The sequence below is a fragment of the Micromonospora sp. SCSIO 07396 genome, from assembly GCF_053667945.1.
In genome coordinates this window covers 6,730,445-6,748,238 of sequence record NZ_CM132210.1, presented here as the reverse complement: position 1 = coordinate 6,748,238, position 17,794 = coordinate 6,730,445, and the positions used below count along the sequence as shown (strand labels likewise).

At 70.2% G+C, this 17,794-nt stretch carries 18 protein-coding genes; 7 read left to right on the top strand and 11 right to left on the bottom strand.

Annotated elements, in window-relative coordinates; genetic code table 11:
* Window positions 1-72 precede the first annotated feature (72 nt).
* A complete protein-coding gene (locus tag ACWCHM_RS29880) occupies window positions 73-981 on the top strand; it encodes a hypothetical protein (protein WP_454220733.1) in 909 nt (302 codons plus the stop codon).
* Between the two features lie 428 nt (window positions 982-1,409).
* Here the strand turns inward: ACWCHM_RS29880 and ACWCHM_RS29875 are convergent, their stop codons facing one another.
* The 3 genes from ACWCHM_RS29875 to ACWCHM_RS29865 are packed head-to-tail and all read right to left on the bottom strand — an operon-like array spanning window position 1,410 to window position 4,844.
* Complete coding sequence (locus tag ACWCHM_RS29875; protein WP_454220731.1) at window positions 1,410-2,324, bottom strand: endonuclease/exonuclease/phosphatase family protein; 915 nt, start codon at window positions 2,322-2,324, stop codon at window positions 1,410-1,412.
* Window positions 2,321-3,775: a Helicase associated domain protein gene (locus ACWCHM_RS29870; protein WP_454220730.1), complete on the bottom strand. Its 1,455-nt coding sequence runs from the start codon at window positions 3,773-3,775 to the stop codon at window positions 2,321-2,323. The genes ACWCHM_RS29875 and ACWCHM_RS29870 overlap by 4 nt, the downstream gene beginning before the upstream one ends.
* Complete coding sequence (locus tag ACWCHM_RS29865; RefSeq protein WP_454220729.1) at window positions 3,723-4,844, bottom strand: DEAD/DEAH box helicase family protein; 1,122 nt, start codon at window positions 4,842-4,844, stop codon at window positions 3,723-3,725. Before ACWCHM_RS29865 ends, ACWCHM_RS29870 begins: the two co-directional genes overlap by 53 nt.
* A gap of 178 nt (window positions 4,845-5,022) precedes the next feature.
* Here ACWCHM_RS29865 and ACWCHM_RS29860 point away from each other — a divergent pair, with 178 nt between their 5' ends.
* Complete coding sequence (locus tag ACWCHM_RS29860; RefSeq protein WP_454220727.1) at window positions 5,023-5,454, top strand: hypothetical protein; 432 nt, start codon at window positions 5,023-5,025, stop codon at window positions 5,452-5,454.
* 476 nt (window positions 5,455-5,930) lie between these two features.
* Here the strand turns inward: ACWCHM_RS29860 and ACWCHM_RS29855 are convergent, their stop codons facing one another.
* The 6 genes from ACWCHM_RS29855 to ACWCHM_RS29830 all read right to left on the bottom strand — a co-directional run bounded on the left by ACWCHM_RS29855 (window position 5,931) and on the right by ACWCHM_RS29830 (window position 10,496).
* Window positions 5,931-7,193, bottom strand: a complete 1,263-nt coding sequence (locus ACWCHM_RS29855; RefSeq protein ID WP_454220726.1) for an acyl-CoA dehydrogenase family protein — start codon at window positions 7,191-7,193, stop codon at window positions 5,931-5,933.
* Window positions 7,194-7,360: 167 nt separating this feature from the next.
* Window positions 7,361-7,918, bottom strand: a complete 558-nt coding sequence (locus ACWCHM_RS29850; RefSeq protein ID WP_454220724.1) for a GAF domain-containing protein — start codon at window positions 7,916-7,918, stop codon at window positions 7,361-7,363.
* On the bottom strand, window positions 7,915-8,523 hold the full coding sequence (locus ACWCHM_RS29845; RefSeq protein WP_454220723.1) for a GTP-binding protein: 609 nt from the start codon (window positions 8,521-8,523) through the stop codon (window positions 7,915-7,917). The genes ACWCHM_RS29850 and ACWCHM_RS29845 overlap by 4 nt, the downstream gene beginning before the upstream one ends.
* Window positions 8,498-8,869 (bottom strand): DUF742 domain-containing protein, encoded by a 372-nt coding sequence (locus ACWCHM_RS29840; RefSeq protein ID WP_454220722.1) that lies wholly within the window; start codon window positions 8,867-8,869, stop codon window positions 8,498-8,500. The genes ACWCHM_RS29845 and ACWCHM_RS29840 overlap by 26 nt, the downstream gene beginning before the upstream one ends.
* Window positions 8,869-9,294 carry a roadblock/LC7 domain-containing protein gene (locus tag ACWCHM_RS29835; RefSeq protein ID WP_454220721.1) on the bottom strand — a complete coding sequence of 142 codons (426 nt, stop codon included), beginning with the start codon at window positions 9,292-9,294 and terminating at the stop codon, window positions 8,869-8,871. Before ACWCHM_RS29835 ends, ACWCHM_RS29840 begins: the two co-directional genes overlap by 1 nt.
* A gap of 14 nt (window positions 9,295-9,308) precedes the next feature.
* Window positions 9,309-10,496 carry an ATP-binding protein gene (locus ACWCHM_RS29830; RefSeq protein ID WP_454220720.1) on the bottom strand — a complete coding sequence of 396 codons (1,188 nt, stop codon included), beginning with the start codon at window positions 10,494-10,496 and terminating at the stop codon, window positions 9,309-9,311.
* Window positions 10,497-11,118: 622 nt separating this feature from the next.
* Here ACWCHM_RS29830 and ACWCHM_RS29825 point away from each other — a divergent pair.
* The 4 genes from ACWCHM_RS29825 (at window position 11,119) to ACWCHM_RS29810 (ending at window position 14,317) form a co-directional block, all read left to right on the top strand.
* A complete protein-coding gene (locus tag ACWCHM_RS29825; protein ID WP_454220718.1) occupies window positions 11,119-12,222 on the top strand; it encodes a radical SAM protein in 1,104 nt (367 codons plus the stop codon).
* 4 nt (window positions 12,223-12,226) lie between these two features.
* A complete protein-coding gene (tmk, locus tag ACWCHM_RS29820; protein ID WP_454220717.1) occupies window positions 12,227-12,835 on the top strand; it encodes a dTMP kinase in 609 nt (202 codons plus the stop codon).
* Window positions 12,836-12,847: 12 nt separating this feature from the next.
* On the top strand, window positions 12,848-13,651 hold the full coding sequence (locus tag ACWCHM_RS29815; RefSeq protein WP_454220715.1) for an exodeoxyribonuclease III: 804 nt from the start codon (window positions 12,848-12,850) through the stop codon (window positions 13,649-13,651).
* Between the two features lie 165 nt (window positions 13,652-13,816).
* Complete coding sequence (locus tag ACWCHM_RS29810) at window positions 13,817-14,317, top strand: hypothetical protein (protein ID WP_454220714.1); 501 nt, start codon at window positions 13,817-13,819, stop codon at window positions 14,315-14,317.
* Window positions 14,318-14,498: 181 nt separating this feature from the next.
* On the opposite strand, the gene cyaB is transcribed toward ACWCHM_RS29810, so the two are convergent.
* Window positions 14,499-15,080 (bottom strand): class IV adenylate cyclase, encoded by a 582-nt coding sequence (gene cyaB, locus ACWCHM_RS29805; protein ID WP_454223216.1) that lies wholly within the window; start codon window positions 15,078-15,080, stop codon window positions 14,499-14,501.
* A 275-nt stretch (window positions 15,081-15,355) separates the two neighbouring features.
* A complete protein-coding gene (locus ACWCHM_RS29800; RefSeq protein ID WP_454223215.1) occupies window positions 15,356-16,822 on the bottom strand; it encodes a tyrosine-type recombinase/integrase in 1,467 nt (488 codons plus the stop codon).
* 470 nt (window positions 16,823-17,292) lie between these two features.
* Between ACWCHM_RS29800 and ACWCHM_RS29795 the strand changes: the two genes are divergently transcribed.
* Complete coding sequence (locus tag ACWCHM_RS29795; RefSeq protein WP_240762473.1) at window positions 17,293-17,703, top strand: hypothetical protein; 411 nt, start codon at window positions 17,293-17,295, stop codon at window positions 17,701-17,703.
* Window positions 17,704-17,794 lie beyond the last annotated feature (91 nt).

The following is a 17,794-nucleotide window of genomic DNA, read 5'->3' as shown; positions in this document are numbered from 1 at the left end:
AATCACCCACCGGTCTGACCTTTCTGACCACCCTGTGCCGCGAAACCGCCCAACCGCGGAAGGACCCCGCCGATGGACGACCCTCGAGTCGATCAGACATCCAGAATGCTGCGCGAACTGCTGACCACGGTTCCCACCTACCGCGGCCGATGGCAGGCCGAAGTCCGGCGCCGGCGGCCCGGCGGCATCAGCCGTGCCGCCGTCGCCCAGCTGGTCACCCGCCACCTGTGGATCACCGGCGAGCGTGACGAATCCGGCTTGGCCCGTGAACTTAAGGACCGAGTACGCCGTGCCCTGAACGGGCAGAGCCTGACTCCGGAGACGCTGCGCTGGATCATCGACGCTTTCGATATGTCCGAACAACACGGACGTACGCTGCTGGCCGCCCTCGCCGGGCACCCGGACCCCGCCGGCATCGCCCACACCGTGCGCCGCCCCCGGCCGATGGCCCGAGCCCAGCGGCACCGCACCATCAGTCTCTTCGAGCGCTACCGTCTGCGCTCCGACGGCTCCCTGCAGGAGCGCCGGACCCTGCAGACGATCGTCGCCCGAGCGGACGGCCTCGACGCTTTCGTGTTCAACCGGGAACCCGACATCCTCGGCGTCGATGTCATTCACGGCGGCCGGAGCGGCGAGGCACTCCGTTACGGCAACGGGCTGCACGGAACCGAGATCATCCTGGACACTCCTCTGCGCCTCGGCGAGTCCGTCTCCATCGAGTTCGTCACCCGATACCCCAGGGGCAAACCCGTCACCGAGATCCGGCGGCCCGCTTACGGTCGCTCGGAGAACATCGACATCGCCGTCACGTTCCCCAGCCGCCGTCTGCCCAGCAGTGTCTGGTGGTGCACTTGGGCCGATCAACTGGAGAACATCCCGCTTCGCAGCGAGAAGGAATCTGTACACCGCGGTCGGGTGCGCCGCTTCAGCCCCTACATCGAACAAGCCGTCGTCGGCTACCGCTGGACCTGGGAGCGTTGAAGACGCCGGCTCTGGCACACATTCTGATGCCGACGCGCGAATGGCTCGACGTAGCGGATGGACACCGCCGGCTCGGCGCGCTAGGGCGGGCGACGCTGGCGGAGCAGGTGCGCGAGATCGGCTTCGGGGTCCGCGGCGGTACCGGCCCGGGCGGCCGGTTTTTCGAGGTCGAAGGCATCTCACAGGCTCTGATCGACAATTTCGATCTGCTGGATTACGCGAACTGCTGCGGCTCGGGGGTTTGGCTACGGACCTCGCCGCTCGGCAAGCCGTCATTCCCCCTGGGTCGGACTGGAGTAGGCGCGACGGGAAAGTCCCGGTCCTCGTTGGACTGGCGTTTGCAGCGGCTGCATCGTCCGCGCCCGCGTTGTAGGAGACGGCCATCGTGGGATCCGTCCGATGTTGCTTCCGGCAGCGGCCTCGACGGGTCAGATGTCGATCTCGGCGGTGACGAGGTGGTGGTCGGAGGGGAAGGGCGGCCCGTCGGGGATGTGGACGTGGTAGCTGCTGGGGATGACGTGTGGGCGCATGGTGTCGTTGGCCAGGAGGTAGTCGAAGAGGTCGGGTCCGCCTTCGCCGGGTTTGTCGATGATGGTTGGTGCGATCGCGGTGTTGGGGTTGATGAGCCAGGCGAGTTCGGCGATGGCGTGGTAACCGGCGCCGTCGAGTCGTCGGTTGGTGGTGGGGTCCCATCGGCCGATGAGGTGGTCGATGGCGGCGGTGTCGGCTTCCCAGCGTCCTTCGGGGGTGCCGTCGTCGATCCGTTTGCCTTTGTGGGTGCGGGTGTGGTGGTTCGCGGTGTGCCAGTTTCGTTGGGGAAAGTGCGGGCCGCTGGCGGTGGAGTTGAGGTCGCCGCCGCCGATGAAGGGGAGCGGATCGGTGCCGTAGCGGTCGAGGAGTTGCGCTTCGTCGAGGCGGGCGGTGCCGCTGCGGGAGTTGAAGTGGGCGACCCAGGCGCCGAACTCGGCCCCGGTGGCCTTGGTGCGGAAGTGGCCGACGTTGCGTTTGTCGGGGAAGACGTCGGGGTCGTGGGGGTCGTCGCCGGGCCAGTCCAGGTGGGTGACGAGGTGGGTGTTGTAGAAGATGGCGGGTGGGATGGGTCCGTGTTGGCTGGTGCCGAGGAGGCCGGTGTAGGGGGCATGGAGTGCCCCGGTGAGGGCTTTCTCTGCCAGGCGTAAGCCTTCGTGTTGGTTGCGTCGGTAGTGCTTGGCTTCGCAGAACAGGATGATCGCGGGCGGAGTGTCGAGGGCGGCGAACGTCTGTTGCAGGGGCCGCATGTTGAAGGTGCCGTCGCGGTAGCCGCCAGCCTCGTAGTTGTAGGTCGCGATCAGCAGGCGCGTCATGGGTGGGTCCCTTCGGGAGTGGTGGATGGCGGAGACTGGCGCGATTTCTCCGTAGGGCCGGGCACAACGCGAGGGTGTGGGCGCAGGGCCGGTCCGCCTGGGTGGTGCGGTGCGAGATGAGGGTCGGTGGGCTTGTTGTCGTCGAACGATTGGTTGTCGCCGCTGGCGCGACGGTTTCGGTTCGCGGTGACCTGGTGTACTCCGGTCCAGCCGCTGGGGATCTCCCATTGCATGCCGATAGCGTCGAGGGCGGCAATCTTGTCCTGGGGGAGGTTGCCGTCGTGTCGTGCGATGCGTTGGGTGTGGATCCAGCGAGATAGGTCGATGTCGCCTTCGCGGTGGCCTCTGTGTGGGAGTAGGTGTCCTTCGCGGTGGGTGAACGTGGTGGCGGTGGCGAGGTTGCGGTGCCAGGCGGCGTCGCGGATTGACCAGTGCATGCCGAGTGCTTCCAGGGCACGTGTGCGGTCGTCGTTGAGGCGTCTGAGTCGGTGGTCGGTGCGTCGGGCGGCGAGCCAGTCGTAGAGGTTGATGCCGTTGACGGTCGTGCCGTAGGGGACCTGGATGTGGCCGTGGGTGGCGTGGAAGTGCTGCAGGGCCGCGAAGCCGACCTCGTAGGAGCGCTGTTTAGCGTTCCAGTCGATTCCGAGGGCGGTGAGGGCGGCGACCCGGTTGTCGGGGAGGGTGTTCTTGCGGTGGTAGCGGCGCTGTTGTCCCAGCCACAGGTTGAGGTCGAGTCCGTCGATGACGTGGCCGGTGGGCACGTCGAGGTGGCCGTGTTCGGCGTGAAACGCGGCGGCGGCGGTGATGCCCCGCTCCCAGGCCCGGCTCATGGGTGTCCAGTCGAAGCCGATGTCGTTGAGGTGCTGAATCCGGTCCTGTGCAAGCCGGTGTGCTTCGTACTCGGCGCGTTGCCGGGCGACCCAGCGTTCCAGTCGCACCCCGTGGCGGACGTGTCCGGCGGGCAACCGCAGGTGCCCGTGCTCGGCGTGGAACGTTTGTAGGGCGGCGTACCCGACGAGCCATTCCGAGGTGGTTTCCTCCAGCACCCGCACGGTGAGCGTGCGTAGCAGGTCCTCGGAGGCGTAACCGTCGGGGAGGCGGACGAGCAAGCGCGGCGGCAGCGCCGCGGCACCCGTGGACAGCTTGGTGCGCTGGTTGTCGAGGTCGGCGGCCAGGCCTTGGTCGTGGGCGCGTAGCGCACGCAGTACCTGCAGGAGTGTGGTCCATTCGGTCAGGTCCGTGGTCAGGTCGCTGGTGGTGTCGGCAGGGTCGTCGGGTAGCAGGACCGGGAGGAGGATGGTGGCGATACCGGATCCGGCGGGGTTACGGCGTAGGGCCCGGCCGACGGCCTGGATGACGTCGGGCTCGGACTCCTTCGGCGCGGTGAAGACCACGGCGTCAACTGCGGGCACGTCGACGCCTTCGCTCAGGCACCGCGCGTTGGAGATCACGGTCCAACCGTTTTCGGGTGGGTCGGTGAGGTGGGCCAGGTGGATCTTGCCGCTGCGTCATCGTCTGGGTGCCGTCCACATGCCCGACGGTCAACCGGCCCTTCGGGCGGTCCTGCTCGGGCAGGGCCGACAGGGTGGCGGGCAGGGTGCGGGAGAACTCCTGGGACTGCGCCACCCGTGGGGTGAACACCAGCACCCGGCGCAGGCCGAACTCGGTGGCGGCGCGGGCGAGCGCGGTCTGCACCACTGCGGTGCGCAGCGGCGCCGCCCCCGCACGCACGACGGCGTGGGGGGCGAGGCGACGCAGCGCCGCCAGCGCTTCCGCAGAGGTGACCCCGATGACCACGATGCGGTAGTCGTCGAGCCAACCATCGGCGATCGCGCTCGCGAACGGGTAGCTGTAGTGGACCGGACCGAACACGTCCGCGTTGTCCATCGACAACACGTCTTCGCCCCCACGACCCGCACGGCGTCGCCTGCTCAGGATCCGTGGTGTGGCGGTCATGTACAGCCGTCGCGCGGCCGGCAGGTGCTCATCTCGGTGCACGAGGGCGACGTGTTTGCCGGGCCATCCAGCGGTGTGGTGCGCCTCGTCGACGACCAACAGGCTCGCGGCGGTGTCGGCGGCGTGCAGCCCGTCGCCGACCAACGCGGCGGAGGCATGGGTGACCAAGATGAGCCGCATCCGGCTGGTGGGGGTTCGTCGGACCCAGTCCGCGATCTCACCCGGCCGTGTGGTGACCGGACATTGAAGATCCGCTACGTGCACTGCGGCGTCGGCGACGGATTCGTCGCTGCACACCGCGAGGACCTGCGTGGCCATGCCGGCAGTGGCCCACACCTCCAGGGTCTGGGCGAGCAGGGGTAGGGAGGGGCAGGCCACCACCACGAGCCCGGTCGGGCAGATCCGCGCGGCGGCGTGTACCGCGACGAGGGACTTGCCGCTGCCGCAGACGGCCCGTAGCTGGCCGCGACCACCTTGGGCCTGGCCTATCACGATGGCCTCGACGGCCTCCTGCTGGTAGTCGCGAAGGGGCGGCAACGTCCTGGCCGGTCGTACGTCGCTCACCCTCTTGTCCTCCTTCGGGACGGCCTGGGCGGGAGTATGGGGGCGGGGGTGTTCCGGCGCGGCCGGGGTCTACGCCCTGATCGGGGTGCGAGGAGCGGCCCAGGGGGTCGATGACCCGAATGGCGCTGTCACCGCTCGCCGCTGCGAGGTGTTGACCTGTACCTGGTTGGAGACTGGGGTGCTGGCAGCCCGGCGCCGGTGTGTGGGTGTTCGGGGTGCGGCGGCTGTCGACGTAGAGCCGGTAGCCGGCGGCGTCGGCGATGATCACTGCTGGGAAGTCGGGTCCGAGGCGTGGGTCCTGCGGTGGGATGGGGCCGGCGATGAGGCTGTAGGCGGCGAGGAGCGCGCCGCTGTGCTCCTCGATGGTGAGGATGTCGCGCCTCGGTACACCGGAGGTGTACGGGAGGATCACGTCGATGCCGGGACGGCCGACGCGGTCGGTGACGCCGGTCTGCGCGAGGATGCCGGGTTGTTCCGCGAGGAGCCGCAGGACCGCGGCCCGGACCGGGCGTGTGGGCGCGTGGCGTTCGTAGAGCATCGCGATACCACCGACGACGTGCTGGGGAAGGTTCTCGCCGGGACCAGCCGTGAGGAGCAGGTGGGTGCGTAGGGCGGCTGGTTGGCTCGGTGGCGGCTGGTCGAACCGATCGCCGGTCTGGCCCGTCCATCTGCCGCTTCCGCCGTCGGGGATACACCGTCCGCCACTGACGTCCACGCTGACCAGCCGGCCGTCGGCGGCGTCGTCGGTACGCCACAACTGGTCGACGCTGACCCGCTCAGGCCACCCGTCCGGGCCGGGTGACCCGATCATCCGCCGGTACCAGGTGCGGCGCTCGACGTACTGGTAGGCGCCGTGGGTGGTGTCGGGGGGCGCGTCGGTGAGGGTGTCGGCGAGGCGGTTCAGGACCGGTCCGGCGGGGACCGGTGGTGCGCTGTTCGGAGGTGTTGTCGGGGGCAGTGGCTCGGGGTTCACGCTGGCGGAGGGTCCGGCGCAGGCGGTGAGAAGAAGGGACGCGGTGAGCAGCAACGCGCCGGTCCGGGTTCGGGTGTCGGCGGGCAGGCCACCGATGCGGGTGTGGATGCGGGTCAGCATGCGGGGGATCCAGTTGCGCTCGTGCCTGTCCGCTGTGTGGGCGTCCCCTCGCCTCGGTTTCGTCTTCGCTTTGAGTCGGAGGAGTGGAACCGGGTTGACCAGGGTTGTCGGGTGGTGCCGAGGGCGTGTTCTGCCAGGCGGAGGAGTTGGATGTCGGAGGTGCCGGCGGGGGCGACGATGTGCAGGGTGTCGCGGAAGTAGCGTTCGATGGGTGATTGGGTGGGGTGGAGGCCGTGTGCGGCGTGGATCTCCATGGCGGTGCGGGCGGAGTCGATGGCGTGTTCGGCGTTGATCAGTTTGGCGTTGATGAGTTCGGCGTCGCAGGGTTGCCTACTGTCGAGTAGGTGTACGGCGTGGTAGGCGGTCAGGCGGGCGGTCATCAGCCGGGACTGCATGGCGCCGATGCGGTGTCTGGTGGTGGGTAGGTCGGCCAGGGGTTTGCCGTAGCGGTGTTGGTTGGTCGCGTAGGCGGTGGTGGTGTCGAGGATGGCCTGGTGGATGCCGAGGGCGACGGCGGTGAGGTTGGGTCTGCCGTACAGGACGCTGGAGGAGTAGGCGATGTCGAGGCCGTCGCCTTCGGCGCCGAGCCGGTTCGTCGCGGGGATGCGGCAGTTGTCGAAGGTGATCTCGCCGAAGCTGAAGCCGTGCAGGCCCATGCTGGGCTGGTGTGGGGTGAGGTGCACGCCGGGGCGGTCGGCTTCGATGAGGAAGGCGGTCAGTCCGCGGGTGCCGGGGCCGGTGCGGGCGACGACGCCGTGTAGGTCGGCGATGTGGCTGTTGCCGACGAAGGTCTTCGTGCCGGTGATGAGGTAGTCGTCGCCGTCGGGTGTGGCGGTGGTGGTGATGCCGAGGACGTGGCTGCCGGATCCGGGTTCGGTGACGGCGATGGTGGGCAGGCAGTCGCCGGTGGCGATGGCGGGTAGCCAGGTTCGTTTCTGTGTGTCGTTGCCGAAGTGGATGATCTTGGCGGTGCCGAGGTGGGATGCCTGGAGCATGGCGCCCATGGCGGCGCAGACTCGGGACAGTTCTTCGATGATGAGTGTCTTGGCGAGGTGGCCGAGTCCGAGGCCTCCGTAGGTGGGGTCGATCGTGGCGCCGAGCCATCCTTGGCGGGCGATGTGTCGGGACAGGTCGTGCGCGACGGTCCGGGCCGTCTCCAGGTGCGGGAGGTGTGGTCGGATCTCGGTTTCGGCGAACGCCCGGACCGTGTGCCGTAGTCGGGTGTGGTGGGGGGTGAGGTGGTAGCCGTCGACCATCTGCCGCTCTCCTCGGGAGTCGCCGCGGTGTGTATCGGTGGTGTCGCGGGGCGGGTGGTGGGATGCCGGCCGGGCTGTCGCTGGGGTGGGGTTCGCCCGACGCGGGGCGGCCAGGTCCACCCGGTGGTTGCGGCCGGTCCGGGGCCGCCGGATGGACCGGCGTCCGGTCACCTGCCGGGTTGGCGCTGCTGGATGCGGGCGGCGAGGGTGGCCGCCCAGGTCTTGATGGTGGTGAGGCCTTCCTGGCCCCAGGTGCGGGGTTCGGGGCCGACGACGCAGACGGTGCCCAGGGTGACGCCGGTGGCGTCGATCAGGGGGGCGCCCATGTAGGTGCGGATGCCGAGCTGGTCGACGACGGGGTTGCCGGCGAAGCGTGGGTAGGCGCAGACGTCGTCGAGGACCAGCGCGCGGCGCCGGTGGACGACGTGGGGGCAGAATCCCTGGTCCCGAGGCATCCACCGGCCGGGCTCCCGGGTGCCGGCCGGTGTCGTCACGCCGGGTGGGGTGGTGCTGCCGGTGTAGAGGCCGGCGAAGAACTGGCCGCCGTCGTCGAGGAAGTTGACCATCGCCCAGGGTGTGCCGGTGATGGCGGCGAGGTCGCGGGCGAAGTCGTCGAACTCCCGTTCCGGCCGGCCGAGGCCGAGGGCGCGGAGGCGGTGGAGGCGTTGTGACGCCTGCGGGTCGGGTGGGGTGAGGGGTGCGGGTACGAAACCGTCGTGGGTCATGTCGGGCTGCCTGCCGGGGTGAGGTGAGCGCTAGTGGATGTCGGGGTGAGCAGGGTGCGTACCAACGTCGCCAGGACAGCGGTCGCGGACCGGGGGTGGCGGGCGTCGCAGGTCACGACCGGCACCTCAGGCCGCAGGCCCAGGGCGGCGCGAACCTCTGCGGGGTCGTGGCGGTAGGCGCCGTCGAACTCGTTGACGGCGATCAGGAACCGGGTGCGGCGGGATTCGAAGAAGTCCACGGCGGCGAAGCAGTCCGGCAGGCGGCGGGTGTCGACCAGGACCACCGCGCCGAGCGCGCCGTGGCTCAGCTCGTCCCACAGGAACCAGAACCGGTCCTGTCCGGGTGTGCCGAACAGGTACAGCACGGTGTCGGGGTCGATGGTGATGCGGCCGAAGTCCAGGGCCACCGTGGTGGTCGTCTTCGTCTGCACCCCGGTGAGGTCGTCGGTGCCGACGCTGGCGGCGGTGATCAGCTCCTCGGTGCACAGCGGCGGGATCTCGCTGGTGGCGGTGATGAAGGTGGTCTTCCCGGCTCCGAACCCACCCGCGATGAGGATCTTGAACGCGTGTGGGGTGTGGTCAGAGTCGCTGTTGCAGGCCGGCAAGGAGCCTCTCCAGGATCGATCGGTCGGTCGGGTCGGCGACCGGGTGGGGTGGGCGGGTGCGGACCGCGCCGACGGCCACCAGGTCCGACAGCACCACCTTCGTGACCGCCGCCGGTAGCCTCATCCGGGCGGCGATCTCCGCGACGGTGGTCGCCGCGCCGCACAGCCGCAGCGCCACGTCGTGGTCGGGTTCCAGCCGGGCCCGGGGTCGTACGCCGGTGGCGACGACCCACGACAGCAGGTCCATCGCCGTGGTGGGTCGGGTCCGTCCCGCGCTGACGGTGTAGGGGCGCACCAGGCGTCCCGCCGCGTCGTCGACCCACGTCTCCTGGTGCGCGCCGGACATCACGGGGCGGCGGGGGCGGGGAGGCCGACGTCGCGGACGGGTGTCGCCAGGTACGGGCGGACGCTCTTGACCATCTGGGACATCTCGTAGCCGAGGACACCGGCGTCGGCCTGCCGGTCGGCCAGGACCGCCAGCACGGCGCCGTCGCCGGCGGCGGTGACGAACAGCAGTGTCTCGTCGAGTTCGGCCACGACCTGCCGTACGCCGCCGCCCGTGTCGAACCTGTCCCCCACGCCGCGGGCGAGGGAGAACAGCCCGGAGGCGATCGCCGCCAGGTGGTCGGCGGCGTCATCGGCGAGGCCGTGGGCGGCCCGGGGCAGCCCGTCGGAGGACAGCAGCAGGGCGCTGCGGGTGTGCGGCACCCGCCGCACCAGGCCTTCCAGTAGCCAGGCCAGTTCCGGGGATGACTGCTTCGGGGTGGTCACAGACAGGCTCCTTGTCACACAGGTCGGTGGTTGACGCCCGCACCCGCCGCAGGTACTCCGGAGGAGGCGGCGCCGCGCAGGAAGTCGGCCATGAGGGTCGGGTTGTGGGCGCCCGACGGCTGGTTCGCCGACGTCGGGCGAGCCTGCCGCAGCGGGGCCGCCAGATGTGCCTGGCGGGTGCGGCGAGGCAGCACGGGTCGTGTCTCGCCGGCCTGCCCGGGTGTGTCGTCGCGGGTCGCCGGTGGCACATGGCGGTGCCGGCTGGTTGTCCCCGCCGGCGGCGGCGCCGCCGGAGGGTGACGCGGACCGGTCGGCGCGGCGGGGACCCCTGTCGACGGGGGAAACCCGGCCGCGGGTGGTGGTTCGCCCCGTGCGGGTGCGCGGGCCGTGTCCACGGCCGGTGGTGGGTCGGTCTGCCGGTCGCCGAGCAGGGCCGTCGGGAGGATCACCACCGCCTGCGTCCCGCCGTACACGTTGTTCTGGATCTTGGTGGTGATGCCGTGCCGGCGGGCCAGCGCCGAGACCACCCACGCTCCGATACGGCCGTCGCGGAGCAGGTCGCCGACCTCCACCCGGTGGGGATCGGCCAGCAGGGTGTTCACCCGGTCCTGCTCCAGGTGTGTCATGCCCAGGCCGCGGTCGTCGACCTCGACCGCGACGCCGACGGCTACCCGCCGGGCCCGTACCGTCACCTCGGTGTGCGGCGGGGCGAACGTAGTCGCGTTCTCGATCAGCTCGGCCAGCAGATGCACCACGTCGGCGCCGGCGTGCCCGCGCAGGGTTCCCTCGACCGGCGGCACCACCCGCACCCGCGCGTACTGCTCCACCTCGGCGATGGCCGAGCGCAGCACCTCCACCAGCGGCAGCGGCCGGCTCCACTGCCGCCGTGGCACCGCCCCGCCGACCACGGCGAGGTTCTCCGCGTACCGGCGGATGCGGGTGGCGAGGTGATCGACCTGGAACAGGCCCTTGAGCAGATCGGGGTCCTCGACCTGCGCTTCCAGGACGTCCAGCAGTTGAATCTCGCGGTGCACGAGGCCCTGCAGCCGGCGGGCCAAGCCGACGTACACCTCCTGTTGTCCTGCGGGCGGCTGGCCGCCGGCAGGTGAGGCGGTCACCATCAGGCGGGTGAGTCGATGAACGTAGACGGCTCCGCCGGCGGTGACCGCCGTGCTGGCGACCGCCGCTCCCACCAGCGCCAACCCGGACACCGTCGGAATGGGGCCCGGTGAGAGGGCGAGCGCCCATGCCGCCGTCCCCAGGACCAGCGTCGCCACCGCAGCGGTCAGTGCCGCACATGTCCACGCCAGGCGAGCGGGTGGATCAGCCCCGGGCGGGCCTGCGGCCGACGCGTCGAGTCGCACTCTGCCTCCGTGAGTCAGGAATTGAGGTGTGTCAGCGGTCCCGCCACCGGTGGGAACCCGGCCGGTTTCGGCCGTGACTGTCCAGGCCGCGCCTGGTGGGGGTTCGTGGCGTAGGTGGTGCTCGTTTCCGCCGCGGTCAGTCTCGATCGGCCTGGGGGTGTCGACCACCGTCGACGTGAGAAATCAACGCCGGTCCCCGGCGCGCCCGGCCGTGAAGGACCAGCGCCCACGCCTACCACCTCGCTCTTCCGCTACCCCGGCCGCCACTTCCAGTGGAGGCGCGGTGCCGCAGATCGGGGTCGTCGACCACGAGGGGCGGCGTGACGTGTAGGCCCGTGTCGGATATCAGCGTCGAGGGTGGTCGACACGAGCGGATGCCGGATTACTGGATGAGGAAGTCCCGTGAGGCAGGAGAGATGTTTCGACGGCTCCTGCGAGCGGCCCGGCGCTGGGGGGACCCATGAGCAAACCGCTGGTCATCGACACCCACGCCAGCTCCTGCTACTTCCGCACGTCGGTCGATGACGGCGAGCGCAAGGCGTTGGTGCAGATCACGCAGCGGTGCAACCTGCACTGCGCCCACTGCTTCGTGTCCTCTACCCAGGTCGGCGCTGACATCGCCGTCAACGACATGGTCGCCGTCGTGCTGCCCCGGTTGCGGCGGGCCCGGGTGACCCGGTTGACGTTGACCGGCGGCGAGCCGTTCGCGCACCCGCACCTGCTGCAGATCTGCGCCGCGGCGGCGCGGATGGACCTCCCCGTCAAGATCTGCACGAACGCCACCCTGACCAGCGACGAACAGATCAGCGCCCTCGCCGAGCTGGGTAACGTACGGGTCAACGTCAGCTTCGACGGGTTCCGGCCCGCCTCGCACGGCCGGTTCCGGGGCAACCGCGACTCCTTCGCCGTCACCCGGGAGACCACGCGACGGTTCGCCCAGGCGGGCCTGCTGCACGGGATCCTGTCGACGCCGAACGTGCTCACCCGCCCGCAGGAGTTCGCCGAGCTGTGCGCGTTCGCCGCCGACCTGGGCGCGGCGTACGTGCTGATGAACCCCCTGTCGAGCTTCGGGCGGGGCGTGAAGTCCCACGGGCGGCTCGCCGCCCCGGAACAGACGATGCGGGCCATCGCCGCCGCCACCGCGCCCCTGGCCGACCGCGTCGAGCTGGTGCCGATCCGGTTCCCCAACGACACCCGGCCGTTGTCCGGCTGCGACGCCGGCACCCTGATCTACGTCTTCGCCGACGGCGCCACCGCCGTCTGCCCCTACCTCGTCTTCGCCGCCCGCACACCCCAGTCCCGGCACGCCGACCGCGAGTTCCTGATCGGCAACATCCTCGACGGGGAGATCGCCGACGCCCTCGACCGGTACCGCTTCCACGACCGCTACCAGGTCGGCGCCAACACGACCTGCGGAGCGTGCGCGGTGAACGACTCCTGCGGCAAGGGATGCCCCGCCGCGGTGATCGCCGACGGGCAGCGCATCGGCGCGCCCGACACCGCGCAGTGCCCGCCCGAGGCGATCCGCCTCCCGCTGATCCCGATCACACCCGCCGCATCCTGATGCCATGTTCGTCGTGATCGAGGGACCCAACGGCGTCGGTAAGACCACCGTCGCGGGACTGCTGGCCGAGCGGCTACGCCACCACACCGCGCAGCCCGTGCACCTGACGACCGAACCCACCCGGACACCCCTGGGGAACCTGCTGCGTGAGGCCGAGGCCATCCTCCACGGCCGGGCACTCGCGCTCGCGCTCGCCGCCGACCGCACCACCCACATCGAGGACGAGATCATCCCCGCGCTCGACGCCGGCACCATCGTCGTCAGCGACCGGTACGTCCAGTCATCGCTGGTGCTGCAGCGCCTCGACGCGGTCGACCTACGCGAGATCTGGAGCTACAACCGGTACGTCCTGCCGCCCGCCATCTCCCTGTACCTGGTCGACGACCCGCAGGTCATCGCCACCCGCCTCGCCGCGCGCCGCCAGCTGACCCGGCTGGAGGCCACCGGCACACCCGAACGCGAGCTGCGGCTCTACCGGGAGGCGTTCGACTTCCTCAACGGCCACCTGTGGCACCAGGCGTGGATCGACTGCCGCCGCCGCGACCCGGACCACGTCGTGGACGCCATCATCGACACGCTGGCCCCGTTGCTCGCCCGCCGCCCTAGGGCGTGAAGACTCGACGCCGTGTTATCGATCCTGACGCTGAACATCCAGGCGACCTCCCGTCGGCGCGCCGACGCGCTGCTCGCCTGGCTCACCGGCCGCCCGGAACAGATCCTCCTGCTGACCGAGACCAGCAGCGGCGACGGCACCGCCCACCTGCTCGACTGCTTCCGCCGCGCCGGCTGCCAGGTGCACCACCCGCCCCTGCCCGGCGACCGCGGCACCGCCATGATCAGCCGAGTTCCGCTGACCGTCCGCCCGGACATCACCGCCGCACTGAGCATCCCCGGCCGGGCCGTCGCCGCCACCATCCACACCGACCCGCCGGTCACCGTCCTCGGCGTGTACGTGCCGTCCAGCGACCGCGCCCCGGCCAAGGTCGAACGCAAGCGGGCCTTCGTCACCACCCTCGTCGCCGCGATCAGTGGCCTGACCGCCAGCGAACGGGCGCACCTGGTGCTCGGCGGGGACTACAACGTCATCCCCCGCGACCACCAGCCCCCCTACCCGGGGGTGTGGCTGCCGTTCGAGTACGAGCTGTTCGACGCACTGACCGCCGCCGAGCTCACCGACGCCCACCAGCACCTCGCCCCCACCGTGCAGCCACACAGTTGGTTCGGCCGGTCCGGCAACGGCTACCGCTTCGACTACCTCCACGTCGGCCCCGCGTTACGCGACCGACTACACGGCGGCAGCTACCTGCAGGAACCCCGCGAGCAGCGCCTCACCGACCACGCCGCCGTCAGCATCGACCTGGACCTAGCGACCCCCACGCTCGACACACGCCCGGTGCCGTCGACGGTCGCACCAGCCACCCTGTTCTAGCCATGTCGCGGACGGCACGACGTGGTGGCGGCCACGCAGCCCACGGTGAGGCGCCGGCAAGGGGCCTCTGACCTCCGACGGTGCCGGGTCAGCCTGACGCGACCTGGGCGGTGGTGGGATCGCTGCGCCGTACTGTGGAACCCTCGCCGGATGGATATGGATGCGGTGAGGAAGCGGTACCTGGTGTGCCACGACTACGGCATGGGTGGCCTGTGGTGGTGGGTGTGGGCCGCTTCTGCCGAGGAGATCGTGGACAACGTCGCCGAGGTCGAGGTGATCACCGACGAGGCGAGCATTCGCCAGATGGGCCCCTCCGCAGAGGAAGAGCTGCACCTGGACGCGCTGGCGGGGACTTCCCTGGCGGACCTGTGGGAGCAGCGTTGCGCGCACCGGTCACTGCCCGGGTACGGGGTGCTTGCCGGGCGGGAGCGGGTGTACCTGCGCGACGACGAGGAGGGGGCCGTTTTCCTCGTGGAGGTCGGTCCCGACGGGCGTCGCCTGCGGGAGGTGGAGGTGTCCCCCGAGGGCGTGTTCCGCCTGGCCGAGGACCTGCTCAACCCACCGCGGGACCTCCGCGACCCCCGATACGTTGGGATGGAGATCAGCCGTGACGAGTTCGAAGCGGCGTGGGAGCGGTCCGTGCCCTACCCGCAGGACGAGGAGTAGGCCCCCGACAGGACCCGACCGACTCTGCCCTGGTCACCTCCCGGCCGGGCGGACGCTCCCCTCAGGACGATGCCGGCCGGACGATCAGAGCGAGTGCCCGGCAGCGTTGGCGTGGTGTTCGGCAGTAGAGGCACTGCTTCGGGCTGGCAGGGGGCGTCGGCCTGCGCCTTCGGAATGCAACCTAGATCCCGGTCCGCGCGGCGCGGATCAGCGAGTCGTAGGTGTCGGTGGCCCGTTCCAGGGACACGCCCAACGTGAGGGCGAACCGGTCGAGTTCGGCCTGGATCCGCTCACCCTCGTCACCGTGGCTGACGATCCGCTCGATCTCCAGGAACGCCCCGATGTCGTCCACCTGGTCGACACACAACGACATCAGCCCGAGCGTCGCCGTGCGGCGGGCTTTGCGGATATGCACCGTCGGGTAGAAGCCCATCTGCTGGATCGCGGCGTCCATCTGCGCCCGATCCGCCACCTCGGTTTCATGCTCGACACACGACAACTCGTTAGCCATGGGCGTTTTGACCGTCAGCAGATGACGCCCCCTCTCGGTACGTAGGCGGGCGAACGGCACCCCGATCTTCGACTGGCCGTACTCCCACCCAACCCGCGCGTACGCCTGGTCGTCCTGGATGACCGGGGCCGACAGGACAACACCACGCACGGCGAGGGCCGCTTCCACTGCGGCGAGATCACCGATCCGGTACTTGACCTCCACCTCGTACGTGGAGGACGCAGTCATACCTGTCGCCTGGACCGTGTTCATGCCCGTCACGTCGTCGCACCCTATGACCCGACCGGCCGCATCGGTGTCTCGACGCGCCCGCAACCGCGCGAGAGGTCGTCGGACCCGGGGCCATCCTTTGCCCAGCGACGACAGCGGAACGAGGGAGCCGCGACGCTGGATGATCCACACCCTGGCACACCGCCGGGTCGTCCCCTGCGTCAGCGCATCCTCCTCAGCCCAATCGTCTCCTCTCGCAAGCATCACCGCACACGGCCACGCAGATGTTCTGTGTGTGCGCCACCCGTCCGCGAGCTCTACGCGGTGTCTGCCCGGTTCCGTCGAGGGACGAGCCTGATCGTGGCCTGCGCGGTCGTCCTCTTCAGTTCCGCGAGCACGGAGGTGTAGACGTCGGCGGTCATCTTGTAGGACGAGTGGCCGAGGGTGTCCTGGATTTCCTTGATGCTGGCTCCGGCGGCGAGCATCAGGGTCGCGGCGATGTGTCTGAGGTCGTGGAACCGCACGGGTGGCAGGCCGCTGCGTTGGACGAGCCGGTCGAAGCGGCCGGTGACGGTCTCCGGGTGCCAGGGTTGACCGTCGCGCTGGCGGACGAAGAAGATGCCGCTGTCGGCCCAGGCGTCGCCGGCGGCGAGCTTCCACGCCGCCCTGCGGGCGAGGTACCGGCGCAGGCTGGTGACGGTCTCGTCGCCGAGGTCGACGACCCGGTCGCCGGCTGCCGACTTCACTTCCTTCTCGATCACCTGGTAGCCGACGCTGGTGCGCTGGCCGGTGATGGTGATCGCGGCGGCCTGCAGGTCGACGTCGTAGTCGTGCAAGCCGCACAGCTCGCCCCTGCGCGGGCCGCGGTGGATCGCCACGTCGAACAGGGCGTACAGCTCGGGGTCCTCGGCCTCGGCGAAGTCGAGAAACTGGCCGGCCTGGGCGGGCGTCCAGACCATGACCGGGCTGGGTCGCAGTCGGGTGTGACGCCACCGGTTGACCGCCGCGTCGGTCCACAGCCGGGGCCTCGGCGGCCTACCGGACGCGAGCTCGACGGACTCGGCGGGATTGTGGTCGACCAGTCTGTGGTGGTACAGGCGGCGGGCGTCGTTGAGGGCCTTGCGCAGGGTCGCGAGGATCCGTTGCTGGCTGGCGGCACCGACCGTGCGGATTCCCTTGACGGCGTCGCGGATCTCCTTCACGGGGCTGGCTTTCGCGGCGCGGATCTCGTCGTTGCGGGCTTCGATCGTGGCGAAGACCGACTCGATGTGCGCGGCGGTCAGTTCCTGCAGGGCGACCTGCCCCAGGTGGGGGGTCCAGTACCTGGTGATGTGGTCGTGGTAGCTGCGGCGGGTCGCGGGGGCGAGCCTGACCCGGTTGGTGATCCATTCGGCGAGGTACTCACCGAGGGTGAGCCGGGTGTCGGCGGGCACGTCGGCGCGGATGCGGCGGGCGACGTGGTCGCGGTCGGGCAGCGGCTGCTGGGGTTTGCACGCCTGCAGCAGGTCGGCGATGCGCCGACGCTGGATCTCGTCGCGGCCGGCGAGGTCGAGCAGCGCGCGGGCGTGGTCACGTTCGACGGCGGCGGCCTCGCGGGTGTCGAATCCGGTGCGACGCAACTGCCGTCGGGCGTTGCCGGCGTCGAGGGGGAGTTCAAGCTGGTAGCGCCAGGTGCCGTGGTGGGGGTTCCAGCCGTTGCCGCGGCGGAGCTTGGGGCACTGGGCGCCGAGTCGTCTGCCGTCCTGTCGGCAACCGCAGCGTTTGGTGATGGATCCGTCTGCCATGACGAGTTCGCTCCTCGCCGACGCCCGCTGGCGGGGCATCGGATTGTCGGGGTTCCGTGGGTGGTGATCACCGCTCGTCGCGGCCGGGTGATCAAGTCGCGGGCGGAGGCGGGGGGGGTCGTTGGGAACGCCGAGGGCGGTCAGGATCGCGGGAACGGACACGCGGTAGCGGGATCCGACCCGCAACACCGGCACCGGTAGCCGGTCGCGGCGCGCCAGCTCGTAGGCGCTGCTGCGGGACATGCCGAAGATCTCGCCGACGGTCGCCACGTCGGTGACCGCTCCGAGCGCCCGGATGCGTTCGATGGTCCATACCTGCGGGTGCTCTGCGGCAGTGCTAGCCGTGCTGTCCAAGGAATTGGTCCTTCTCTGGTAGAGGGTGCCGCTATTTGGCGAAGCGGCCGACTGGCGGCTATGTGGGCTGCCTCGTCTGAGGGGAGACTCGTGCGGTGAGTTCAGGTGTTCCCCGTGTGGTCAAGGCGGTCGACACGTCGGAGTTGATCCGGCTCGACGCGGAGGCGATCGAGTGCGGGTTGAACCGCAATCACGGTGTCGGGTGGCTGATGGAGTTCGCCGATCCCGGGGCGGTGCATTTTCTGCGGCCGGTGCTGGTGCACAGGGCCCCACACCGCCCGGAAGTCTCGCCGCATTGGCGGTGCATGCTGTTGCTGACGATGCGAGACGGCCAGCAGATCTTTTCCCTGTTGGATGTCCTGCCCGCCTCGTTCGAGAACCTGCCAGAGACACTGGACGCGGCCGCGCAGAGTGAAGTCATCCGCCGGCTGGAGTCGGGGGGCCTGCTGACACAGGCGCAGTGGCCTGGGCCTGGGCCTGGCCGGGTCCTGGTAGGCGATGACGTGTCGTTGGGCCGACGTTCTTGACGGGTGATCTCTGCGGTGCCGGGCGCCCCGGTATCCGATGGCGGCGAGGTCGAAGCGACCCTGGCCGGCGTCGAGGCGGCAACCTGCACCG